Below are 19,873 nucleotides of genomic sequence, written 5' to 3'. Positions count from 1 at the left end.
AATAGACGCTCGTCACCGGATTAAACCGATGGCGAGAACGTCTTTTTGAATTCCGTAAGTGCATCGACCATCGCCTCGTCAGCAGGAAGGTTTCCTGTTTGACGGATTTCACGGCAGAGGTCCGCACGGTTTTGGTCGAGCCATGCGTTCATTTCTGTTTCGAAACGACGGATGTCTTCGACTGGGACGTCATCGAGATGACCTTTCGTGAGAGCGTAGATGATGATGACTTGCTTGTCGACCGAGAGCGGTGCGTTCAAGTCTTGTTTCAAGACTTCAACCGTACGTTGTCCACGGTTGAGTTTCGCTTGTGTCGCTTTGTCGAGGTCCGACCCGAACTGGGCGAACGCTTCGAGCTCACGGTATGACGCGAGGTCAAGACGGAGCGTACCGGCAACTTTCTTCATCGCTTTCACTTGAGCCGAACCACCTACACGCGATACCGAGAGACCGGCGTTGATCGCTGGACGTACCCCTGAGAAGAAGAGGTCCGACTGAAGGAAGATTTGACCGTCTGTGATCGAGATTACGTTCGTCGGGATGTAAGCCGAGATATCCGACGCTTGTGTCTCGATGAACGGAAGGGCTGTCAATGAACCGCCGCCGAGTTCGTCGTTCAACTTCGCCGCACGCTCAAGAAGGCGTGAGTGGAGGTAGAAGACATCCCCTGGGTAGGCTTCGCGGCCTGGAGGACGACGGAGAAGAAGCGAGAGCTCACGGTAAGCTGCCGCTTGTTTCGAGAGGTCATCATACACGACGAGGACGTGTTGTCCGCGGTCCATGAAGTACTCACCCATCGATACCCCAGCGAATGGTGCGAGGTAAAGAAGTGGGGCAGGCTGTGAAGCCGATGCCGAAACAACGATCGTGTAATCGAGGGCGCCGTTTTGACGGAGCGTCTCAACTACGCCACGGACAGTCGATTCTTTCTGACCGATTGCGACGTAGATACAGATCATGTTTTCTTCTTTTTGGTTGATGATCGCATCGATTGCGATCGAAGTCTTACCAGTTTGACGGTCACCGATGATGAGCTCACGCTGACCGCGACCGATTGGTACGAGGGCGTCAATCGCCTTAATTCCAGTTTGGAGCGGTTCGTGAACTGACTTACGGGCCATAACGCCGTAAGCTTTACGCTCGATCGGGTTGTATGTGTCCGTCACGATCGGTCCGAGACCGTCGATTGGTTGTCCGAGCGGGTTGACGACGCGTCCGAGGAGCGCTTCACCGACTGGAACTTCCATGATGCGACCCGTACGTTTTACTGAGTCACCTTCTTTGATGCCTTTGTAGTCGCCAAGGATGATAATCCCGACGTTACCTTCTTCTAAGTTTTGCGCCAAGCCCATTACGCCGTTAGAGAACTCTACGAGTTCCCCCGCCATAACGTTATCGAGTCCGTATGCACGAGCGATACCGTCACCTACTTGAATGACTGTACCTGTCTCACTGACTTCGATTTCAGAACCGTACGAAGCGATCCGCTCTTTTAGCAGGGCGCTGATTTCTTCAGCTTTGATCGTCATTGAATTCACCCCTATTTCTTACGCATTCAACAATTCACGCTCGAGGCGTGTTAGTTTGTTTTCGATTGTGTCATCATACGTCGTGTAGCCGATCTGGACACGGAGTCCACCGATGACGTCTTCATCGACGACGTTCTTCAATTGAAGCGTCTTGTTCATCTTCTGACCGAAGACGAGTTCGACTTCTTTCAACTCTGTTGCCGACAACGGGTAAGCACTCGTGACGAACCCTTCGGCGATGCCACGGTAGTCGTTGATGTAATCAAGGACGTAGCGCGACAAGCCGCGAACTTCGCTCGCACGGTCGTTTTCGACCATGACGAGAAGTGTGTTGAGCACGATATCTGTCATGTCACCAAAGCTATGTGTTAAAAGCTGTGCAAGCTCGCTGTCACTGATCGCCGGATTCGTTAAGAGGTCCGTGAGTTCAGGAGTCGCGTGGAGCACTTCATCGAGCAGACGCACTTCCGCTTCGACTTGGTCGAGCGTGCCTTGTTCCCGCGCTAAGTCGAAGAGCGCTTTGGCATAGCGTTTTGCTAACGATGTGTTCATCAGTTAGCACCTTTCGCTTTAGACAGGAAGTCTGAAACGAGGGCACGTTGTTTCGCTTCGTCGCCTTTGAGGTCTGACTGAAGGACGTGGCGTGCGGCCGAGAGCGCCTGTGTGACAACTTCGGTCTGGAGCGATTGTTTCGCGAGCTCACGCTCACGTTCGATCGCTTTACCCGCCTCGATCTTGATTTGTTCGGCTTCCAAACGCGCCTGCTCCACCAAGCGTGCTTGTTCCGCTTCTGCTTGACGACGGCTTGAATCAAGCATTTCTTTCGATTCTGTACGTGCGGCGCTGAGCGCGTCACGTTGTTCGACTACATATGTTTCCGCATCTTTGCGGCTCTTTTCAGCGAGCTCAATTTCGTTCGCTACATACTCTTCACGCTGTCTCATCATTCCAAGGAGTGGTCCCCAAGCAAATTTCTTCAACAGGGCCAAGAGTACGAGGAATGTGAAAAGTGTAAAGATCATATCCAGGATGCGGAGGCCTTCGCCGCCAGCACCAGCTGCAATCATCATCGTATCCATGCATACCCTCCTCTTGACTAAATAAGTGAGGGAGACACGCTCCCTCTTACGTTGTTCTCGTTAACTCGTAATCAAGAGTTGAGGAGAAGGAAACCGACAGCCACACCGATGATCGGGAGGGCTTCAACCAAACCGATACCGATGAACATTGTTTGACGAAGTTCGTTTTTGAGTTCTGGCTGACGTGCTTGTCCTTGTACTGTTCCGTATACGATGAGACCGTTACCGATACCAGCCGCGAGTGCTCCAAGACCGATAACGAGTGCTGTTGCGAGAAGATTCATTTGTTCCATTGTGTATATTCCTCCTAAAAGTTAAGTAAATAGTTTTTTTGTTCAACGCTTTGGCGAGACCTGCCCGAATTAATGCTCGGCAGAAGCTTTATGCCCGATGTACACCATTGCAAGCGTCAGGAAAATGTAGGATTGGATAACCCCGATAAAGATTGAGAAACCTTGCCATAAAATCATTGGGAGAATTGCGAACACAGCACCGAGCGGGTTAAGTGCCCCTTCTGCGGTAATTGCGAGTCCCAAGATGATGGTAATCATGATTTCACCGGCAAAGATGTTACCGTAAAGACGCAGACCGAGCGTCAAGGTGTTCGCGAACTCCTCGATGAGCTTGATCGGCAATAAGAACCAGACCGGCTTCACGAATTCCGCCGAGTAGTGCTTCAAACCGTGTAGCTTCACGCCGTAATAGTGCGACATTGCAACGACGAGTGTCGACAATGCCAACGTGACGTAAGGATCGGCCGTCGGTGAGTTGAACCATAGATAGTGACCAGAAATGACGTTAAACGGTAGACCCATCAAGTTCGAGAAGAGAATGAACAAAATCAACGTCATTCCAAACCCGATGAAACGGCCACCTGTCTTCCAGTCCATCGCACTCGAGATAATCCCGCGTGTGAATTCTGCGAAGAATTCCATTAAGTTCTGCTTACCCGTCGGCTTCATAGCCAAGCGTCGCGTTCCCCAAACGGCAAACGTAAATACGAGTAGTGATGCGATCAGCACCGTAATGACGTTCGTCCAGCTCCCATATAACGTATAATCTCCGAGTTGTAGAGAATATGTGGGAAACTCATGACCCATTAGTATTCACCTCTTTTCCTGCTGAGCTGGGCAAGTGTGAACTCGCCAAATTGTATGATGTGGCCGGCGATTAGACCAGTTACCACCGCGATCAGCGATACTCGATCCTCATAAAAGAGACCGACTATCACGGCTAGTGCACCGACTGCCATCCTTGAAACAGTCCCGTGCGACTTTGGGCGTCGTCCATGTTCGATGACGTCAAACATGCGAATGACGCTTCGATTCTGCATATGTAGAATGATCAGACTGGCGACCCCACCTAGGAACAAACCGAGAAATACCGGTTTGTACATAGGGACGATGAGCGCTCCGATGAGGAGAATGGCGAACCATCCGATAAACCACTTCGTATAGCGTTTCATCAACTGCTGTTGTGCTTTTCTGTCTGCTTGCACTTGTTGTAGTTCCGTTTGTTCTAGCTTCATTCGTCCTCTCCTGTCAGTAAACTTCGAAGGGTGAGAACAAGCGCCGTGATCCCGAAAGCCATTCCGAGAAGCACCGACACATTCCAACCAAACGTGCCCCAAAATTCACGTCTCGCCCCGTATTGGCCAACGAGATAACCGATGACGATCGGTCCAGCGAGCGCGGTCGAAATTTGAGAGGCGAGCGAGGCGTAGGATAGGTAACGATTGTCTTTTTTCGTCATCCAAATCCCCCTTTCGAGCTGCCGAGCTTTCCGTCTTCTCCATCGAATTCACACTCGCGTGACCATCAAAAGTCACACAAGTTCAGAGTACTGGAAATGGCATAAGAAGTCAATGGATTTCACAATTATAAAAGCGCTTTAAATCAAGTTGTATCAAGGCTTTTACGCAGTTCACAAACTAAATTAAAATCATTAAATTTTAAAAAAGTATGAAGAAACCGTGAAATAAAAATGTTGACTTTATAACATTTCACATTGCGAATCAGATGAAGAATAGTTCAGTTATACCTCCACGTTTTGGAAAACACAATGACAAACGGCTTACGTTCACAAAAGGTTTTGAAACGAACGTTGACCCGATTTTGAAATCGTTTACATCGTCCTGTATCAGTATACCGATTATCTTTTTGTCATGTCGAGGGGTTCTGATGAATTTGTAGTGATGAATATCACAGGGCGATTTCGCCCGCCTACTCTTCTGGAAATCCCTTCCCATCAAGCCGAAATGGGTGGACAATACCAGTTCGAATGGCTACGATTACGATGTAAGCGCTATCTAAAAATGTGTCGATTTTGTGACTTTCGAAACCGACGCCCGCATCATGAGAATGTTGATGCGTGTGAGGAGGAACTACCATGGACTGGATGAATCAATTACGTGAGGAAATCGGTGCCGATGTCGTCTTCACGGATCCGACGACCCGACTCGCCTATTCGTTTGACGCGACACCAAACTATCAAGCGATGCCAGACGCCATTGTCGCCCCCCGCTCGACCGAACATGTACAGGCCGTGTTGCGGCTGTGCCACGAACACCGGGTCCCGATCGTCCCCCGTGGCTCGGCGACGAATCTCGCCGGCGGCACGACGCCGCTCTCGGGTGGTGTCGTCATGGACTTCCGACATATGGACCGCATCAGCGAGATTGACGAGAAGAATTTGACGGTGACGGTCGAACCGGGATGCATCACCGCCCACCTAGCGGAAGCCGTCGAGGCGAAAGGCCTGTTCTATCCACCGGACCCGAGCTCGATGAAAATCTCGACAATCGGCGGCAACATTAGCGAGAATTCGGGCGGGTTGCGCGGATTGAAGTACGGCGTGACGGCCGATTACGTGCTCGCGCTCGAAGCGGTGCTCCCGAACGGCGACGTGCTCCATACGGGCGGAAAGCTCGCCAAGGACGTGGCCGGGTACGATTTGACGCGTCTCCTCGTCGGCTCGGAAGGGACGCTCGCCGTCATCACACAAGCGACGCTCAAGCTCATCCCACTCCCTGAGACGAAACAGACGATGCTCGCTTATTTCGAGGACTTGGACAGCGCGGCCCGAACGGTGAGCCGCATCATCGAGAACCGGATTATTCCGGCGACGCTCGAGTTCATGGACAAGAAGACGATCGAGGTCGTCGAGGCGTATGCGAACATCGGATTGCCTACTGACGTCGGCGCTCTCCTTCTATTAGAACAGGACGGCCCGCGTGACGTCGTCCGGCACGACATCGAGGCGATGCATGCCGTCTGTTTAGAAGAAGGCGCCTTATCGGTCGAAGTGGCCCGGGACGAGGCACATGCCGAAACGCTCCGATATGCGCGTCGCATCGCCTTGTCCGCCCTCGCCCGCCTCAACCCGACGACGATTTTAGAGGATGCGACCGTGCCACGGAGCGAGATCGCTGAGATGGTCCGACGCATCGAAGCGATCGGCCGGGCGTACGACATTCAAATCGCCACGTTCGGCCACGCCGGGGACGGCAACCTGCATCCGACGGTCTCGACCGATGCCCGAAATCATGAGGAGATGGAACGTGTCGAGGCGGCGTTCGCCGATATTTTCGCTGCCGCGCTCGACCTCGGCGGGACGATCACCGGCGAGCATGGGGTCGGGGCAATGAAAGCCCCCTATCTCGAATGGAAGCTCGGACCGGCCGGGATTGACGTCATGAAAGGCATCAAGCTCGCCTTCGACCCGCACGGCATCATGAATCCGCAGAAGATGTTCGCCAAAGCGGCGAAAAAACGTATCGTCCAAGGAGGCACATCATGAAGCAGTCGCCCGAACTCGCCACCCGCATGACCGAAAAGCTCGACTATGAAGAGATGCTCGGTTGCATGCGCTGCGGCTTTTGCCTGCCGACGTGCCCGACGTATATCCGCTCGAAAGACGAGTCCGCCTCCCCGCGCGGCCGCATCGCCATCATGAAAGGGGTCGTCGATGGGTTGATTGAACCGGACGAAGGCGTCGAGAAGACGCTCAACGAATGTCTGGGCTGTCTCGCCTGCGAGCCGGCATGCCCGGCCGGGGTGCGCTATAGCGTCTTGCTCGAGGACGCCCGGGCCGCCATCACCGATCACAAACGCGCGACCGGGCAGATGCCGGTCCGCGAACGAATCGTCCGGAAAGTCGTCTTTGACGGACTGTTCTTGAACAAAGCAAAGATGGAGACGGCGACGGGCTTCCTTCGCTTTTATCAACAGTCCGGCGTCCAGACGCTCACCCATAAACTCCGCATCCTCGACTGGTTTCCGGACCAGCTTCAAAAGATGGAGACGATTTTACCGACGGTCCCAGCGAAGACGGAGCGAAGACGTCGTCCCGAGCGGATTCGAGCGACGGGTTCACCGACGGCCCGGGTCGCCTTCTTCAGCGGTTGCTTGATGGATACGATGTTTTATGAGACGAACGCGAACACGATCAAACTGCTCCAAGCTGCAGGTTGCGACATCGTCATCCCGAACATGCAGCAATGTTGTGGGGCGTTGCACGGCCATGCCGGCGAACAGACGGGCGCCGTCACGCTCGCCAAGCAGAATATTGCCGCGTTCGAGGCCGAGGACGTCGACTACATCATCACGAACGCAGGCGGTTGCGGGGCGTTCCTCATCGGTTATGACCATCTGTTGAAGCACGACCCGGAATGGGCCGAACGCGCGGAACGGTTCACGGCCAAGATTAAAGACTTCGCCTCGATTTTGCTTGAGGTCGGCTTCCTCGACCGCGTACCGCTCACGCTTCCAGAGCAAGTCATTACGTACCAAGACTCGTGCCACCTGCGCAACGTCCAAAAAGGCGCGCTCGCTCCGCGGGTGTTGCTCCAGGCAATCAAGGGGTCCGTCTATATCGAACAGCAACACGCCGACCACTGTTGCGGCTCGGCCGGCGTCTACAATCTGTTGCAACCCGTCATCGCCAACGATATCCTCGAGATGAAGATGGGGCATGTCAACGCCACTGCGGCACAAACAATCGTGACATCGAATCCAGGCTGTCACATGCAGATGCAGCTTGGAATTCAAGAACATGGGACCGACTCGATGCGCGCCGTCCATTTGGCGGATTTGCTCGTCGAGGCGATGGACAATCATGCGAACTAACGAATTGAGAGGAAGACACTGACTACACGTGTCCTCCTCTCTTTTTCATTCCGAATAAAAAAAAGGCAATAATAATCCCCGCTTTATCAGAGGTTCAAACGCTTTTTTCGAAAAAAATGTTTACAATCATCTAACAACGGGCATATAAGGTTATGTGAAAATAATTACTGAAAAGGGTGACTGCATGATTGAATTTAAACAAGTGCAAAAAACATTCAAGAACACGACCGTCTTGAAAGAGATGAACCTCACCATCAATAAAGGTGAACTCGTCGTCTTTATCGGCCCATCCGGCTGTGGAAAGACAACATCACTCAAAATGATTAACCGTTTAATCGAGCCGACCGAAGGCACGATCATCGTCAACGGACAAGACACACGCAAAATGGATCCGATCGAACTGCGGCGCCAGATGGGGTACGTCATTCAACAGACCGGCCTCTTTCCGCATATGACGATTCGCGAAAACATCCAATTGATTGCGAGTCTCGAAGGACACGCCGAACAAGACATGGACGCACGCACCGAACACCTGCTCCGCATGGTCGGTCTCGACCCGGATCAGTTCATCGATCGCTATCCGAGCGAATTGAGCGGCGGGCAGCAACAACGTATCGGCTTCGCCCGAGCCCTCATGAACGATCCGGAAGTCATTTTAATGGATGAACCGTTCAGTGCCCTCGACCCCGTCACGCGAAATGACCTCCAAGAAGAGCTGTTCAATCTTCAAGAAGAAGTGAAAAAGACGATTGTGTTCGTCACCCATGATATGGATGAGGCGATCAAGCTGGCCGATCGCATTTGTATCATGCGCGATGGAGAAATCGTCCAATTCGATACTCCGGAACAAATTCTCCGGAACCCGAAAGACGAATACGTCGAGTCATTCATCGGGAAAAATCGGATTTGGAACAGCCCGGAGTTCATCAAGGCGAAAGACATCATGATCACCGATCCGGTATCGATCAGCGGGAAGCGGACCGTACTTCAAGCGATTGAGATTATGCGCTCCCGTAAGGTCGACAGCCTGTTGATTACGGACCGTGATCGCGTCCTCCAAGGGCTTATCAAATTGAAGGACGTTCACAGCATCCAAGACAAAGCGAAGCGGCTCGAGGAAGTCATGAACACGAACTATGCCTTCGTCTCGGTCGAGGACTCACTCCTCGACATTTTAGACGTCATGAACACGAGCGATCAAGGGTACCTTCCTGTTGTCGACGGTTCGATTCTACACGGCTTGATTACACGCAGCAGCTTGCTTTCCGTCCTCAGTGAGCAATTCATGCAAGAGGAGGAAACTTTATGAACGCCATTCAATCGTTTTTTAATTACTTCACGAGCAACACCGACCAAATCGGGACGCTCTTGCTCGAACACTTACAACTGACGGTCTTCGCCGTCTCACTCGCGGTCTTACTCGGGGTACCGCTCGGGATTCTCATCTTACGGGTCCCGCGTCTCGCCAAGCCGATTCTCGGTCTGACGAGCGTCGTCCAAGCCGTACCGAGTTTAGCGCTTCTCGGGTTTTTGATTCCATTCATCGGGATCGGATCGACTCCGGCCATTATCATGGTCGTCTTGTACTCGCTCCTCCCAATCGTGAAAAACACGTACACGGGACTATCGAGCATTCCGGGCGATACGCTTGAGTCGGCCAAAGGGATCGGACTCACCGACCGCCAAATTTTGAGTAAGATCCAGCTTCCGCTCGCACTGCCGATTATCATGGCCGGAATTCGAATCTCGGCGGTCACAGCCGTCGGTCTCATGACGATCTCAGCGTTCGTCGGAGCAGGTGGCCTCGGGTACCTCGTCTTCGCCGGAATCCAGACCGTCGACAACAACCAAATCCTTGCCGGTGCCATCCCGGCCGGATTGCTCGCCTTGTTGATTGACTTCATCGTCAGCCGCATCGAATATAAAGTTGCCCCGAACGGCATCGTCCTCGCGGACGGCCGGATGAAGAAAAAGACGCGCCGCTCGGCGAAGAAAGTGACGAAACCGCTCATCGTCATCGCGACGGCGTTCGCCCTTCTCCTCGCCGGTTCGATTTACGCCTTCACCCGTGAAGACGATACGATCGTCGTCGGTTCGAAAAACTTCACCGAGCAATTAATTCTCGGGAACATGGTCGCCGATTTGATTGAAGACAAGACCGACCTCGATGTGAAACGTCAACTGAACCTCGGCGGGACGCAAGTCGCCTTCAGCGCACTTCGTACTGGTGAAATCGACACATATGTCGAATATACGGGCACATTGTTCGTCGACGTATTGAAACAAGAAGTCGAGAACGACCCCGATGTCGTCTACGACAAAGTCGTGACGCAAGTGCAGGAACGCTTTGATATCCGCACGCTCGACCCGATCGGCTTCAATAACACATACGCCATCGCCGTCAAACAAGAAGATGTCGACACGTACGATTTGAAGACCGTCTCCGACCTCGCAGCTGTGAGTGATGAGCTCGTCTTCGGGCCGACAATTGAGTTCTCGAACCGGGAGGACGGATACCTCGGCTTGAAAGAGGCGTACCCGTTCAACTTCCAAGACGTGAAACCGGTCGACGGCGGACTTCGCTACACAGCACTCATGAACAATGAGAGTAACGCCATCGACAGCTTCTCGACCGACGGATTGCTCAAACGTTTCGACTTGACCGTCCTCGAGGACGACAAGCAGTTCTTCCCACCGTATTATGCAGTGCCGATCGTCAGCGAAGAGACGCTCGCCGAGCATCCAGAGCTCGCCGACGTATTGAACTTGCTGAGCGGGAAAATCACGGATGAGACGATGCAAGAACTCAATTATCTTGCTGACGTCGAAAAACAACGTCCAGAGAAAGTCGCCCGCGACTTCCTCATCGAAGAAGGATTAATCGAAGAATAAGCATATGCGAAAGACGACCATCCCGTATCCATCGGAATGGTCGTCTTTTGGCGTGCCTTGATTCAAACGGCTTTCCCGATTGAGACGCGATTGCGCCCGCTCCGCTTCGCCTGATAGAGCGCCCGATCGGCCGCCTCGATTAAATCAGCTTTCTCGCTATCCGGCGCAGGCGCGTGCTCGGCGACACCGATACTGACACTCACTTTCCGAAGCGGTTGATAACCTTCATGCGGGATGTTCAGTTTGAGCACCGCTTGGCGGATGCATTCGGCAATCTCTTTCGGTTGTCGGGCGTGACGTGGACGGAGCAACACGGCAAACTCTTCTCCGCCGTACCGGGCTGTCATGCCGTCTTCACCAACCGCCTTGGCGATTGTTGTCGCCACTCGCTCGAGACAAGCGTCTCCGGCCAAGTGTCCGTATGTATCGTTGTACATCTTGAACGCATCGATATCGAGCAATAAGAGGGCGATCACGTCGCCGGTCTCCGCAACCTCCTCCCACATCCGTTCGAACCGTTCGTCGAAGGCACGACGATTCCAAATGCCGGTCAACGCGTCATGGAGCGAGCGATGGATGAGTGCTTGTTTACTCCGTTCAAGTCGGAACGTATGCATGAACGTCATCAACAATAACAATGCAATTCCCACGACAATCACGATGACCCATTTCGCCGAGCTCGAGGCGGTGTCACTACGAAGTGACGCCTGTTGGATGATTTTGTCGATCTCCTCACGAATCGCCGCATCGACGGCCCGAAATTGGTTGATATAGGCAATGCCACTGTAGCGACGCGCGTTCGCCATGTCGATGTCTCCGGACTCGACAAGTCGGATTTGCGATTTGTGAAACATCTCCATTTGGCGGATCAGCGGCATCGCCTCGTCTTGAATCAATTCCTGCATGACAGGATGACGGTCGTCGAGTTCGTTTATGATTTGAATCGTCTCTGCTAATGAGCGCTTCGTCGCCTCATACTGTTCGAGCGACAGCGTATCTTGATTGTATGTATAGCCACGGACCGACAGCTCTTGGTCGAGCAACAGACGGAGCAACTCTGAGGCGGCGTTCGCGATCGGAATCGCCTCTTCGACGATCCGTCGGTTCTCCTGCTCGATGTCTTGAAACGCGCTATAACTCCAGACGCTCGTTAAAAACAACGCCATCAAGGAGATGAGTAAATATCTTTGTAGTAGCGAGAATTTAGTCTGCACGGCGTCTCTTCCCTTTTTCATAATCGGACCTTCATGTGGTCCCTTCCTTTTCTACTATCGGTCGTGACTCGCTTCACCTCAACTATTTTCAATCGTTCACGGCACATTCCACAAAAAAAAGAGGACCACTTGGATCCTCTTCATCAAGCTCAATCTTATTTTGTTCCAAACAACCGGTCACCCGCGTCACCGAGTCCTGGGACGATGTAACCATGGTCGTTCAACTTCTCGTCAAGTGCGGCGAGATAGATTTCGACGTCCGGGTGTTCAGCTTGAACACGCTCCACACCTTCAGGGGCTGCACAGAGGCAAGCAAGTTTGATCGACTTGGCACCATGCTTTTTAAGCGCGGCAATCGCGTCAGCGGCAGAACCACCTGTCGCAAGCATCGGGTCGACGACGATGAAGTCACGCTCTGTAACGTCCGTCGGCAACTTGAGATAGTATTCGTGCGGCTCGAGCGTCTCCGGGTCACGGTACAAACCGATGTGACCGACTTTGACGTTCGGCATCATTTTGAGGAAGCCATCCACCATGCCAAGGCCCGCCCGTAAAATTGGGACGATTCCCAATTTCTTGCCGGCAATCATCTTCTGTGTCGATACAGAGACAGGTGTCTCGATTTCTACATCAGTAAGCGGAAGGTCGCGTGTAATTTCATATGCCATGAGTGACGAAACCTCGTCTACGAGTTCACGGAACTGCTTTGTCCCCGTCTCTACTTTGCGCATAATCGTCATCTTGTGCTGAATCAATGGGTGGTCATAAACGTGTACTTTGCCCATCATGCTTCACTCCTCTCTCAATCTCTCTTGAGCATTGTACCCTAACTTTTCTGAGAAAGGTAGAGTCAACTTCTGTTTTCTAAGAGGTCAGACGAAACCCGAAGGAGCGGAATCGATCCTTCGGGCTTCAGGTGACATATCGATTAGAATTTGAAGAAATTTAGAAACCCGGTTGTCTTGTGCTTCACTTTTTCGCACATCTTGCCTTTGGCGGCGTGGTGGTGTTTTGACGTTTCATGCTTGACCGCATGTTTTTTCGCGTGTTTCTTTGCCTTTTTCTTTTCTTTCTTTTCCTGCTTTAACTCGGCTTTTGTCTTTTGTGTCGACTCGGTTTTTGACGACGTCTGTTCTTTCGTCGACGTAGTCGGTTTCGTTGGCGCTGTCGTTGGTTGGGCGACTGGTGTTGTTGCCGTTTCTGTCACAGGCTTCGTTGTTGTCGTTTCGACCGGCTTCGGCGTTGTCGTTTCGGCCGGCTTCGGCGCTGTCGTTTCGACCGGCTTCGGCGCTGTCGTTTCGACCGGCTTCGGCGCTGTCGTTTCGGCCGGCTTCGGCGTTGTCGTTTCAGCCGGCTTCGGTGTTGTCGTTTCGACCGGCTTCGGCGTTGTCGTTTCAGCCGGCTTCGTTGCCGGTGTCGTATCTGCCGTCCGTGTCACGAGCCCCGCGTTCCAGTTCACGTAAGCATCTGCTTCATGGAAGTGGATGAACCCAGAATCTTTGGCGAGCTTGTGGCTGTCGGCGCTTTGACGCGTCGAAATCGTGAGCGTCTTGACCGAATGCGATGCATCGACCGCTTGTAATTTCTTGATCATGTTTTGTGACCACGCGTCACTCTTGATAGTATCGGCGTTGAAGCTCTCCCACATGATGCCGTCGACGTATTGTGCCGTCGACGTTTCAAGTGTATCGAAGCCCCAGTTTTGAACCATGGCGATATCCCCATAGCGGGCCCGCGCTTGTTTCAAGAAGTTGACGAGACCGTCCCGTTGCTGCTTGAGCACGGTCGGATTGTTCAAATGTTCGTTATCGATATCACCGACCGTGTCCATGAACACGCCATCGATGCCTTTGGCGATAACTTGGTTCTGGATTTCCGTAAGGAGTAATCCTTGGAAATGTGGCGAGGCGATGTTCGTCAAGTACGAGTCCCATTCCGAGTAATGGACACGTTGTCCGTTACGCGTAAAGAAGTCCCCTGACTGAAGTTTTGACATGAGACCAGTGTTCCATGTCGCGACTTCCATGACGCTAATATAACCGAGCACTTTTGTCCCGCGCGCTTTGATTTGCTCCACTTGCGCTTTCGTGTAATGGAGCGGCTCAATGATGACGAGATCGTAGTTCTGCATATCTTTTAAAATCGTTTCAGTTGGATGGCCATAATACACCTGATAGTTCTTCACACCGTCGAGTGGGTTCATGGTTTGCGCCCCCGTTTTAGACATGTTCAGACTAACAATCAACAACACTACCGTTAGAGACATCATTAACTTTTTCAATTTCACTACTTATTCCTCTCCTGATGACTGACAAAACGTGGTGACGGACGATGATGGTTGAATGGAGTTGTGTCTCGTTGCTCCCCCTTTTCTGTTTATTCAAATGACGAGAAGGTTAGTGCTGTGTGTTTTATGAATGTATCGGATTCGTATATGTAATGTTGAACCTTCGCAAAAAAAATTATAGGATAGTTTTTTACGAAAACATAGTGTCAATTTGACAACAAAAAACCGCTTCACGACATGAAAGTGTCATGAAACGGGTAAAAAATAAGTTATTTGGTCATATGTACGTATCCAGCATCGACTCTAATTCGAGTCGATCAATCAAGTAAACCTGTTTCGTCTTGATATCCATCAATTGAATGGTATCTTCCCCTTCCTCCATCCAGACGTCAAACCGTTGTTCGGTCAATTGCTCATAAACCGCGATTGTGCCACATCGTTCCCCGGTCAGTTCTTTACTACTCGGCTTCGCATGCGATAACAATTCAAACAGGTCGCTCGTACTCGGACCACCGAGATGCGCGATTTTTGTCTCGGTCTCATACGTCACCAAACGCATCGACTCTTTTTGCTCCGATGTAATCGTCAACTCACCGGCTCCAGGACGTTTCACCGTCCCCCATACTTCGACCACGGTCCCATAACGTTCCGACAACTCGGTCGATGCCTGCTCGGTGATTTCTCCAATTGGTGCACTGGATAGGACGACCCGCTTCAAGAGTCGACGTGCATTCGAATCTGATGGGAAAACAACTTCTAACGAGTCGATGGCGACGTGTTCGCCAGTGAAAAGGGATGAGAAGACGGTACGTTCCCACGCATCTTCCCTTCCAATCTGGAGCGCAATCCGTCGATCCGCCAATTGCGTTAAGAACGCAAAACCTTCATTTTTGCCACTTTCGAAGACGAATAATTTCGGCTCGATCAATTGACCTGTCGCTACACCATCCTGAAAGACTTCGTACGCGACGTGGAGCGCACCCCGGTCCGGCGTATGGTAACGGAAGACAGAACCTGGGATCATCGTCTCGTGCGCTTCATTGACTGAGAAAGACTGTAACACGTTTTCGCCGTTCGGTTCGGGAATGAACGAGAACGTGTCACCGACATCGATTTCAAGAAGATTCGCCGTAACGGCAGTCTCGAACTCTACGATTTCATCTGTCAGGAAGACGCGTGCGTTTTGCTCGTTACTGTTCAAGCAAGAGACGTAGCGAGCGTCCCCGCTCCGCCAATATTTAATGGTCTTGCTGCCCAACTCGTTGTAGAAAGGATGACGGAATGTGATTGTCGCCACTTCGGCCCGGCGTATCGGCAACACGCCTGTCGGTTTTTGTTCACAATAGTTCAATAATCGCGACTTTAACGCGGACGTCAACGGGACGTTTTGATCTTGTTGAATCGCGTACGTCGACAATGGTCGCAAATTGAGCGCGTTGATTTCGTTCACCCCGCACCCGCTCAATAAGAGTGTAGCTAACCCGATTAACCTAATCGCATCTTTCACCCCGCTCGCTCCTTTCACATATATTTGGGCACTGTCACCTAAAATTTTCTTTTTCACTTTATCATACAATAATAATTACTTATACAGTTAGAAGAACACACAAAAAATGCCACTTGTGTGGCATTTTTTTAGTCGTCATCTCGGTCGTCGGCTTGGTCATCTTGATCGTCGCTTTGATTATCTTGATCATCCCGGTCATCCTCACGTTCAATCTCTTTCACTTGCTGTTGAAGGTTCAACTCGAGTTTGACACGGTCACCAGCTTTTGGCGCCTCGTCGTCAAGCACGTAGCGGCTCGCGAGTTTGAACGTCTCTGACTTGCCGTCACGCTCGATTGTCACGTCACGGTCAGACAGGCTGACGAACGTGCCGTAGATGTCGAAGTCGTCACTCTCACGGTCGACTTCCTTCACTTCCTCGTTTTGATTGAATTCCAATTTGACGCGGTCCCCTGCTTTCGGTGTATCGTCGTCAATCTCATGACGGTCCGCGAGCGGATACGTCGATTCTTTACCGCTGAAGCTGATCGTCACGTCACGGTCTGATAGGCTGACGAGGGTACCATACAATTCATAATCATCGTCATCGACCGAACGGACCGGTGTATCGTTCGATGCTGATCCTTCTGACGAAGTGGCTGCTTCTTGACTCGCATCATCTTGCGCATCGTCTGCGGCATCATTCGTTCCGCTGTTCACGCTATCGACCGCGCGTGGAACGATGACCGTGTCCGTCTTGTCGTTCGCGACATACAACCCGATTCCGGCGACAGCTAGTACCGCCAACCCGACTCCTAATATCCATCCGATTAATTTCATGATGTTTCCTCCTCGTTTCATGTGGTGAACTTGTTCTACATCTTCATCATAGAACGGTGACCTTACAGCACCACGAGGATTCCATTAGAAAATGATGAGAATCTGCGAAAGTTTTGTCATTTTGTGACGTAGAAGACGCTGCCGTCCGGCGCGTTCGCATAACTGCCGACCGTCCATCCGTTCAAATCCGCCACTTCCTTGGCGATGGCGAGACCAAGTCCGCTACCACTCCGGTCCCGTGCCTCATCAAGTCGATAGAACCGATCAAATAACCGTGCCCGGTCCTCCTCATTGAGCATCGTCCCATGGTCGCGTACTTCGATGCGATCCGGCGTCATCGTCACGCGCGTGTCAGTCGCATACTTCAAGCTGTTGTCGATGAAGATGATGACGAGCCGTTGCAACGAATCGCGATGCCCCTGCCATGCTCCCATCGCCTCGATTGGCACGTGGACCCCATGCGATCGTTCAAACCGCTCGGTCAATTGTCCGGCCAATTCGTTCAGCTCGATCGGCTCGGTCTCCACTTCTTCAAGTGAGGAGAAACGGCTCAACTCGAGCATCGGTTCAATCAAGTCTTCGCGCATTTGTCTGGATTCGGTCAAAATATGGTCGATCGCCTCGTCACGGACGGCCGGGTCGCTCTGTCCCCAGCGCCGGAGCAGTTTGGCGTATCCTTCGATGACCGTGAGCGGCGTCTTCAGTTCATGTGAAACATCGGCGACGAAGCGCCGTTGTTGCTCCATCGACCCTTCGACCCGACCAATCATCTGATTGAAGCCGGTTGCGAGCGTCGACACTTCATCTTGGCTCGTGCCCACATCGATCGTCTCGAGCGTGCCCGATTCCGTGATTCGTTCCATCGTCGTTTCGAGACGGCGGAGCGGAATGAGTCCTTGCCTGACGATCCACAGACTGCCGACGAACGTCATCGCCACGGCGATCAAGAAGATGACGAGAAAAATCGTCGCGAGCGTCTGGAGCGTCTCGCTCACGGCCGCGTCTTGAAACGCATAGCCGAGCCCGTTCGATGTCGCGATGACGAACCAATCGTCGACGAGGGCCGGTTCGCCAAAATTGACGGGAAACCGCAGACCTTCCTCGGCCTGTCCGCCGATGATGCCCCAATCACCGTTCGCTTGTCGCTCGAGCACGACACTGTCCTCGTGCAACGACAAGACGGCTTGCCGATTCCGCTCGTCTTCTTCGAGCAAGTTGAGCGCTTGGCGCAAGACGTCATAGCGGGCGTCGACGATCTGTTGGCGTGAGACGAGCCAGGCGACGCCGAACGAGGTGATGAGGAGGAACAACATGAACCCCGCCATCGCCAGGGCGATTTTCGTCCGTAGCTTCATCTTATTCACCACGCTTCAACATATAACCGACGCCTCGGACCGTCTGAATCCAAGACCCGCCGAGTTTCTTGCGGACATAGCGGATATACACGTCGACGACGTTCGTGTCGCCGTAATAATCAAAACCCCAGACGTGCTCGACGAGTTGGTCGCGCGTGAGCACTCGCTCCGGATGTTCGAGCAAATAGACGAGCAAATCGAACTCACGCCGGGTCAAGTCGATCTTCTGACCTTCGCACAACACCTCGTGGCGATTGACATCGACGGTCAACCCTTCATAAGACAAGACCCGTTCGCTCGTATCGACTTGGACATGTTGCCGCATCCGTAAAAACGCCCGAATCCGTGCGAGCAACTCTTCCATCTCGAACGGTTTCGTGATGTAATCGTCGGCTCCGAGGTCGAGCCCGCTCACTTTATCGTAGCGGTCCCCGCGTGCCGTCACCATCAATACCGGGAGGAGCGGCTGCTCTTCTTTGACGCGGCGCACGACTTCGAGTCCGCTCATCTGGGGCAGCATGACATCGAGCAACATCAAGTCAATCCCGCCGGTGAGCGCCCGGTCGAGCCCGGCCCTCCCGTCATGGGCGACCTCGACTTGATAACCGGCATGCATAAGTTCAAGTTCGAGCAGTCTAGCAATTTTAGCATCGTCTTCGACGACGAGAATCGTAGGCATGATGTTCATCCTTTCTCAAAAAAACGCCGAGCAGTCCGCCCGACGCATCATTTATGTGTTCCCGGATTCCTCAATCAAAAAACGGGCGAACCGCTTCCGGAATCGCTTGTTCGACGCGTAGCTCGAGCGAGTCGCCGATTTGGTCAAACCTCGTCTCAAATCCTTCTACTTGAAACGCCACATCGGTCCCGACTTGGGCGATTTGGTCAAGCCAAGCGTTACCGGTCAAGGTGAATAATAAGAAGCCGGCGACTCCTGCCGCCATGAGTGTCAATGCGAGCGCACCGACGGCCACTCCTCGAATCAATCTTCCAATCTTTCCTCTGCTAGTTGAGCGCATATGTCCCTCTCCCTTATCCTTTTTCTTTACTGTACGGGAGCGAGCTGAGAAAGAACGGTGAAACAGATTAGAATTTGATGAGAAAAAAGGCCACAGCGCGCTGCGACCTCATTCTTCTTCGAGCACCGATTTGGCGATCGGAGCCCAATACGTCCCGTCCATGGCGGCGACCTCGGCGAGCGTCGTCCGGTACGTGTCGTCCCCGGCCTTCTTCTCGGCGATGCCTTTCATCCATAGAACGTCCGCCTTATATCCCGACTCTGGATAACTGTCGACGTAGGCGGCATAGTCATCGATTTCCGCTTCGCCGAGCTTGTTGTCGACGAGCAACCGATAAAACCCGACCGCCTGCTCCTGCCCGGCTTTCGCTTTGCCGACGAGAAGCGCATCGGCTTCCTCGTATCGTTTGTCCGAGACGAGCGTCTCGACTTTAGATAGCGGGATGACAGCCGGTGCCTCAGGCGATGCGACCGTCTCGTCTGTCTCATCCTCCGTTTGCAACGCCTCGTTCGCTTCCTCAAGTCGTGCGACTTCTTGCTCGAGTTCTTCTAACCGTTTCGCAAGCGCCTCGTCTTCGGTCACTGTCATGACTCGTTCGTCGGATGCGGTCGGCGTCACTGGAGGCGGCGCCGAATCCGGCCAAAAGGCGAGCGCAACCAGCCCGAGTGCGACGACGAGCGGCAGGCCGAGCCAAGTCTTGTCCCATTTGAAGGCGTTACGCCAGTCCGACAAGTCCGCGTGACCGATGACAGCCGGCGAGAACGAACGAAAGCGGCGCTTGGCCGCCTTCTTTCCGTTCGCTTTCACTTCGAGCGCGAGCCCGAGCCGATGAAACGCCGCCGGCACTTTCATCCCGAGAAGCGGTACGATCCGTTCACTTGCCTCGATATAATAGCCGTGGTCGAGTAGCGTCGTGACGACACCGAACTCGTTCGCGACGAGGCGAAACGTCGGGTCGTGCTCCCCTTTTCTTGCGAGCCATTCTGTCATATCGATGAGCGGCAGTTCCGCGAGTTCCCGATCTGCGAGTGTCCGTACGTCCATTCG

Annotated in this window: 20 protein-coding genes; 4 read left to right on the top strand and 16 right to left on the bottom strand. The window is 52.8% G+C overall.

Annotated elements, in window-relative coordinates; translation table 11 throughout:
* Positions 1–20: 20 nt before the first annotated feature.
* The 7 genes from atpA to EVJ34_RS10025 form a co-directional block, all read right to left on the bottom strand.
* Complete coding sequence (gene atpA, locus EVJ34_RS10055; RefSeq protein WP_131436381.1) at positions 21–1,529, bottom strand: F0F1 ATP synthase subunit alpha; 1,509 nt, start codon at positions 1,527–1,529, stop codon at positions 21–23.
* Between the two features lie 18 nt (positions 1,530–1,547).
* Complete coding sequence (locus EVJ34_RS10050) at positions 1,548–2,081, bottom strand: F0F1 ATP synthase subunit delta (protein ID WP_021066137.1); 534 nt, start codon at positions 2,079–2,081, stop codon at positions 1,548–1,550.
* On the bottom strand, positions 2,081–2,608 hold the full coding sequence (atpF, locus tag EVJ34_RS10045) for a F0F1 ATP synthase subunit B (RefSeq protein WP_131436383.1): 528 nt from the start codon (positions 2,606–2,608) through the stop codon (positions 2,081–2,083). Before atpF ends, EVJ34_RS10050 begins: the two co-directional genes overlap by 1 nt.
* Before the next feature lie 71 nt (positions 2,609–2,679).
* Positions 2,680–2,892 (bottom strand): F0F1 ATP synthase subunit C, encoded by a 213-nt coding sequence (atpE, locus tag EVJ34_RS10040; RefSeq protein ID WP_024370837.1) that lies wholly within the window; start codon positions 2,890–2,892, stop codon positions 2,680–2,682.
* A 78-nt stretch (positions 2,893–2,970) separates the two neighbouring features.
* On the bottom strand, positions 2,971–3,708 hold the full coding sequence (gene atpB, locus EVJ34_RS10035; protein ID WP_021066134.1) for a F0F1 ATP synthase subunit A: 738 nt from the start codon (positions 3,706–3,708) through the stop codon (positions 2,971–2,973).
* Positions 3,708–4,136, bottom strand: a complete 429-nt coding sequence (locus EVJ34_RS10030; protein WP_114165156.1) for an ATP synthase subunit I — start codon at positions 4,134–4,136, stop codon at positions 3,708–3,710. Before EVJ34_RS10030 ends, atpB begins: the two co-directional genes overlap by 1 nt.
* Positions 4,133–4,360 carry a hypothetical protein gene (locus EVJ34_RS10025; protein WP_114165157.1) on the bottom strand — a complete coding sequence of 76 codons (228 nt, stop codon included), beginning with the start codon at positions 4,358–4,360 and terminating at the stop codon, positions 4,133–4,135. The genes EVJ34_RS10030 and EVJ34_RS10025 overlap by 4 nt, the downstream gene beginning before the upstream one ends.
* A 645-nt stretch (positions 4,361–5,005) precedes the next feature.
* Here EVJ34_RS10025 and EVJ34_RS10020 point away from each other — a divergent pair.
* The 4 genes from EVJ34_RS10020 (at position 5,006) to EVJ34_RS10005 (ending at position 10,626) form a co-directional block, all read left to right on the top strand.
* Entirely contained in the window at positions 5,006–6,406 is a 1,401-nt protein-coding gene (locus EVJ34_RS10020; RefSeq protein WP_236636691.1) for an FAD-binding oxidoreductase, read from the top strand.
* Positions 6,403–7,734: a (Fe-S)-binding protein gene (locus EVJ34_RS10015; protein ID WP_236636687.1), complete on the top strand. Its 1,332-nt coding sequence runs from the start codon at positions 6,403–6,405 to the stop codon at positions 7,732–7,734. Before EVJ34_RS10020 ends, EVJ34_RS10015 begins: the two co-directional genes overlap by 4 nt.
* 184 nt (positions 7,735–7,918) lie before the next feature.
* Positions 7,919–9,043 (top strand): ABC transporter ATP-binding protein, encoded by a 1,125-nt coding sequence (locus EVJ34_RS10010; RefSeq protein WP_131485487.1) that lies wholly within the window; start codon positions 7,919–7,921, stop codon positions 9,041–9,043.
* Positions 9,040–10,626, top strand: a complete 1,587-nt coding sequence (locus tag EVJ34_RS10005; RefSeq protein ID WP_131485486.1) for an ABC transporter permease/substrate-binding protein — start codon at positions 9,040–9,042, stop codon at positions 10,624–10,626. The genes EVJ34_RS10010 and EVJ34_RS10005 overlap by 4 nt, the downstream gene beginning before the upstream one ends.
* Before the next feature lie 62 nt (positions 10,627–10,688).
* On the opposite strand, the gene EVJ34_RS10000 is transcribed toward EVJ34_RS10005, so the two are convergent.
* From EVJ34_RS10000 to EVJ34_RS09960, 9 genes are all read right to left on the bottom strand, one after another.
* Positions 10,689–11,840 (bottom strand): GGDEF domain-containing protein, encoded by a 1,152-nt coding sequence (locus EVJ34_RS10000; protein ID WP_236636686.1) that lies wholly within the window; start codon positions 11,838–11,840, stop codon positions 10,689–10,691.
* A gap of 155 nt (positions 11,841–11,995) precedes the next feature.
* Positions 11,996–12,625, bottom strand: coding sequence for a uracil phosphoribosyltransferase (gene upp, locus EVJ34_RS09995; RefSeq protein WP_021066126.1), 630 nt, complete (start codon positions 12,623–12,625; stop codon positions 11,996–11,998).
* Positions 12,626–12,768: 143 nt separating this feature from the next.
* The gene (locus EVJ34_RS15960) at positions 12,769–14,043 is read right to left on the bottom strand and encodes an endo alpha-1,4 polygalactosaminidase (protein WP_161568903.1); all 1,275 of its coding nucleotides are present in this window, start codon (positions 14,041–14,043) and stop codon (positions 12,769–12,771) included.
* Positions 14,044–14,404: 361 nt separating this feature from the next.
* Positions 14,405–15,634, bottom strand: a complete 1,230-nt coding sequence (locus EVJ34_RS09985) for a hypothetical protein (RefSeq protein ID WP_131485483.1) — start codon at positions 15,632–15,634, stop codon at positions 14,405–14,407.
* 128 nt (positions 15,635–15,762) lie between these two features.
* Positions 15,763–16,452, bottom strand: a complete 690-nt coding sequence (locus EVJ34_RS09980; protein WP_236636685.1) for a hypothetical protein — start codon at positions 16,450–16,452, stop codon at positions 15,763–15,765.
* 116 nt (positions 16,453–16,568) lie between these two features.
* The gene (locus tag EVJ34_RS09975) at positions 16,569–17,807 is read right to left on the bottom strand and encodes a sensor histidine kinase (RefSeq protein ID WP_131485481.1); all 1,239 of its coding nucleotides are present in this window, start codon (positions 17,805–17,807) and stop codon (positions 16,569–16,571) included.
* A 1-nt stretch (position 17,808) separates the two neighbouring features.
* Positions 17,809–18,486 (bottom strand): response regulator transcription factor, encoded by a 678-nt coding sequence (locus EVJ34_RS09970; RefSeq protein WP_131485480.1) that lies wholly within the window; start codon positions 18,484–18,486, stop codon positions 17,809–17,811.
* A gap of 70 nt (positions 18,487–18,556) precedes the next feature.
* Positions 18,557–18,826 (bottom strand): hypothetical protein, encoded by a 270-nt coding sequence (locus EVJ34_RS09965; RefSeq protein WP_131485479.1) that lies wholly within the window; start codon positions 18,824–18,826, stop codon positions 18,557–18,559.
* A gap of 108 nt (positions 18,827–18,934) precedes the next feature.
* The gene (locus tag EVJ34_RS09960) at positions 18,935–19,870 is read right to left on the bottom strand and encodes a hypothetical protein (RefSeq protein WP_131436403.1); all 936 of its coding nucleotides are present in this window, start codon (positions 19,868–19,870) and stop codon (positions 18,935–18,937) included.
* Positions 19,871–19,873: the final 3 nt, after the last annotated feature.

The organism is Exiguobacterium sp. SL-9 (genome assembly GCF_004336985.1).
In the GTDB taxonomy this organism is placed as follows: domain Bacteria; phylum Bacillota; class Bacilli; order Exiguobacteriales; family Exiguobacteriaceae; genus Exiguobacterium.
This window is presented reverse-complemented; position numbering and strand designations above follow the sequence as displayed.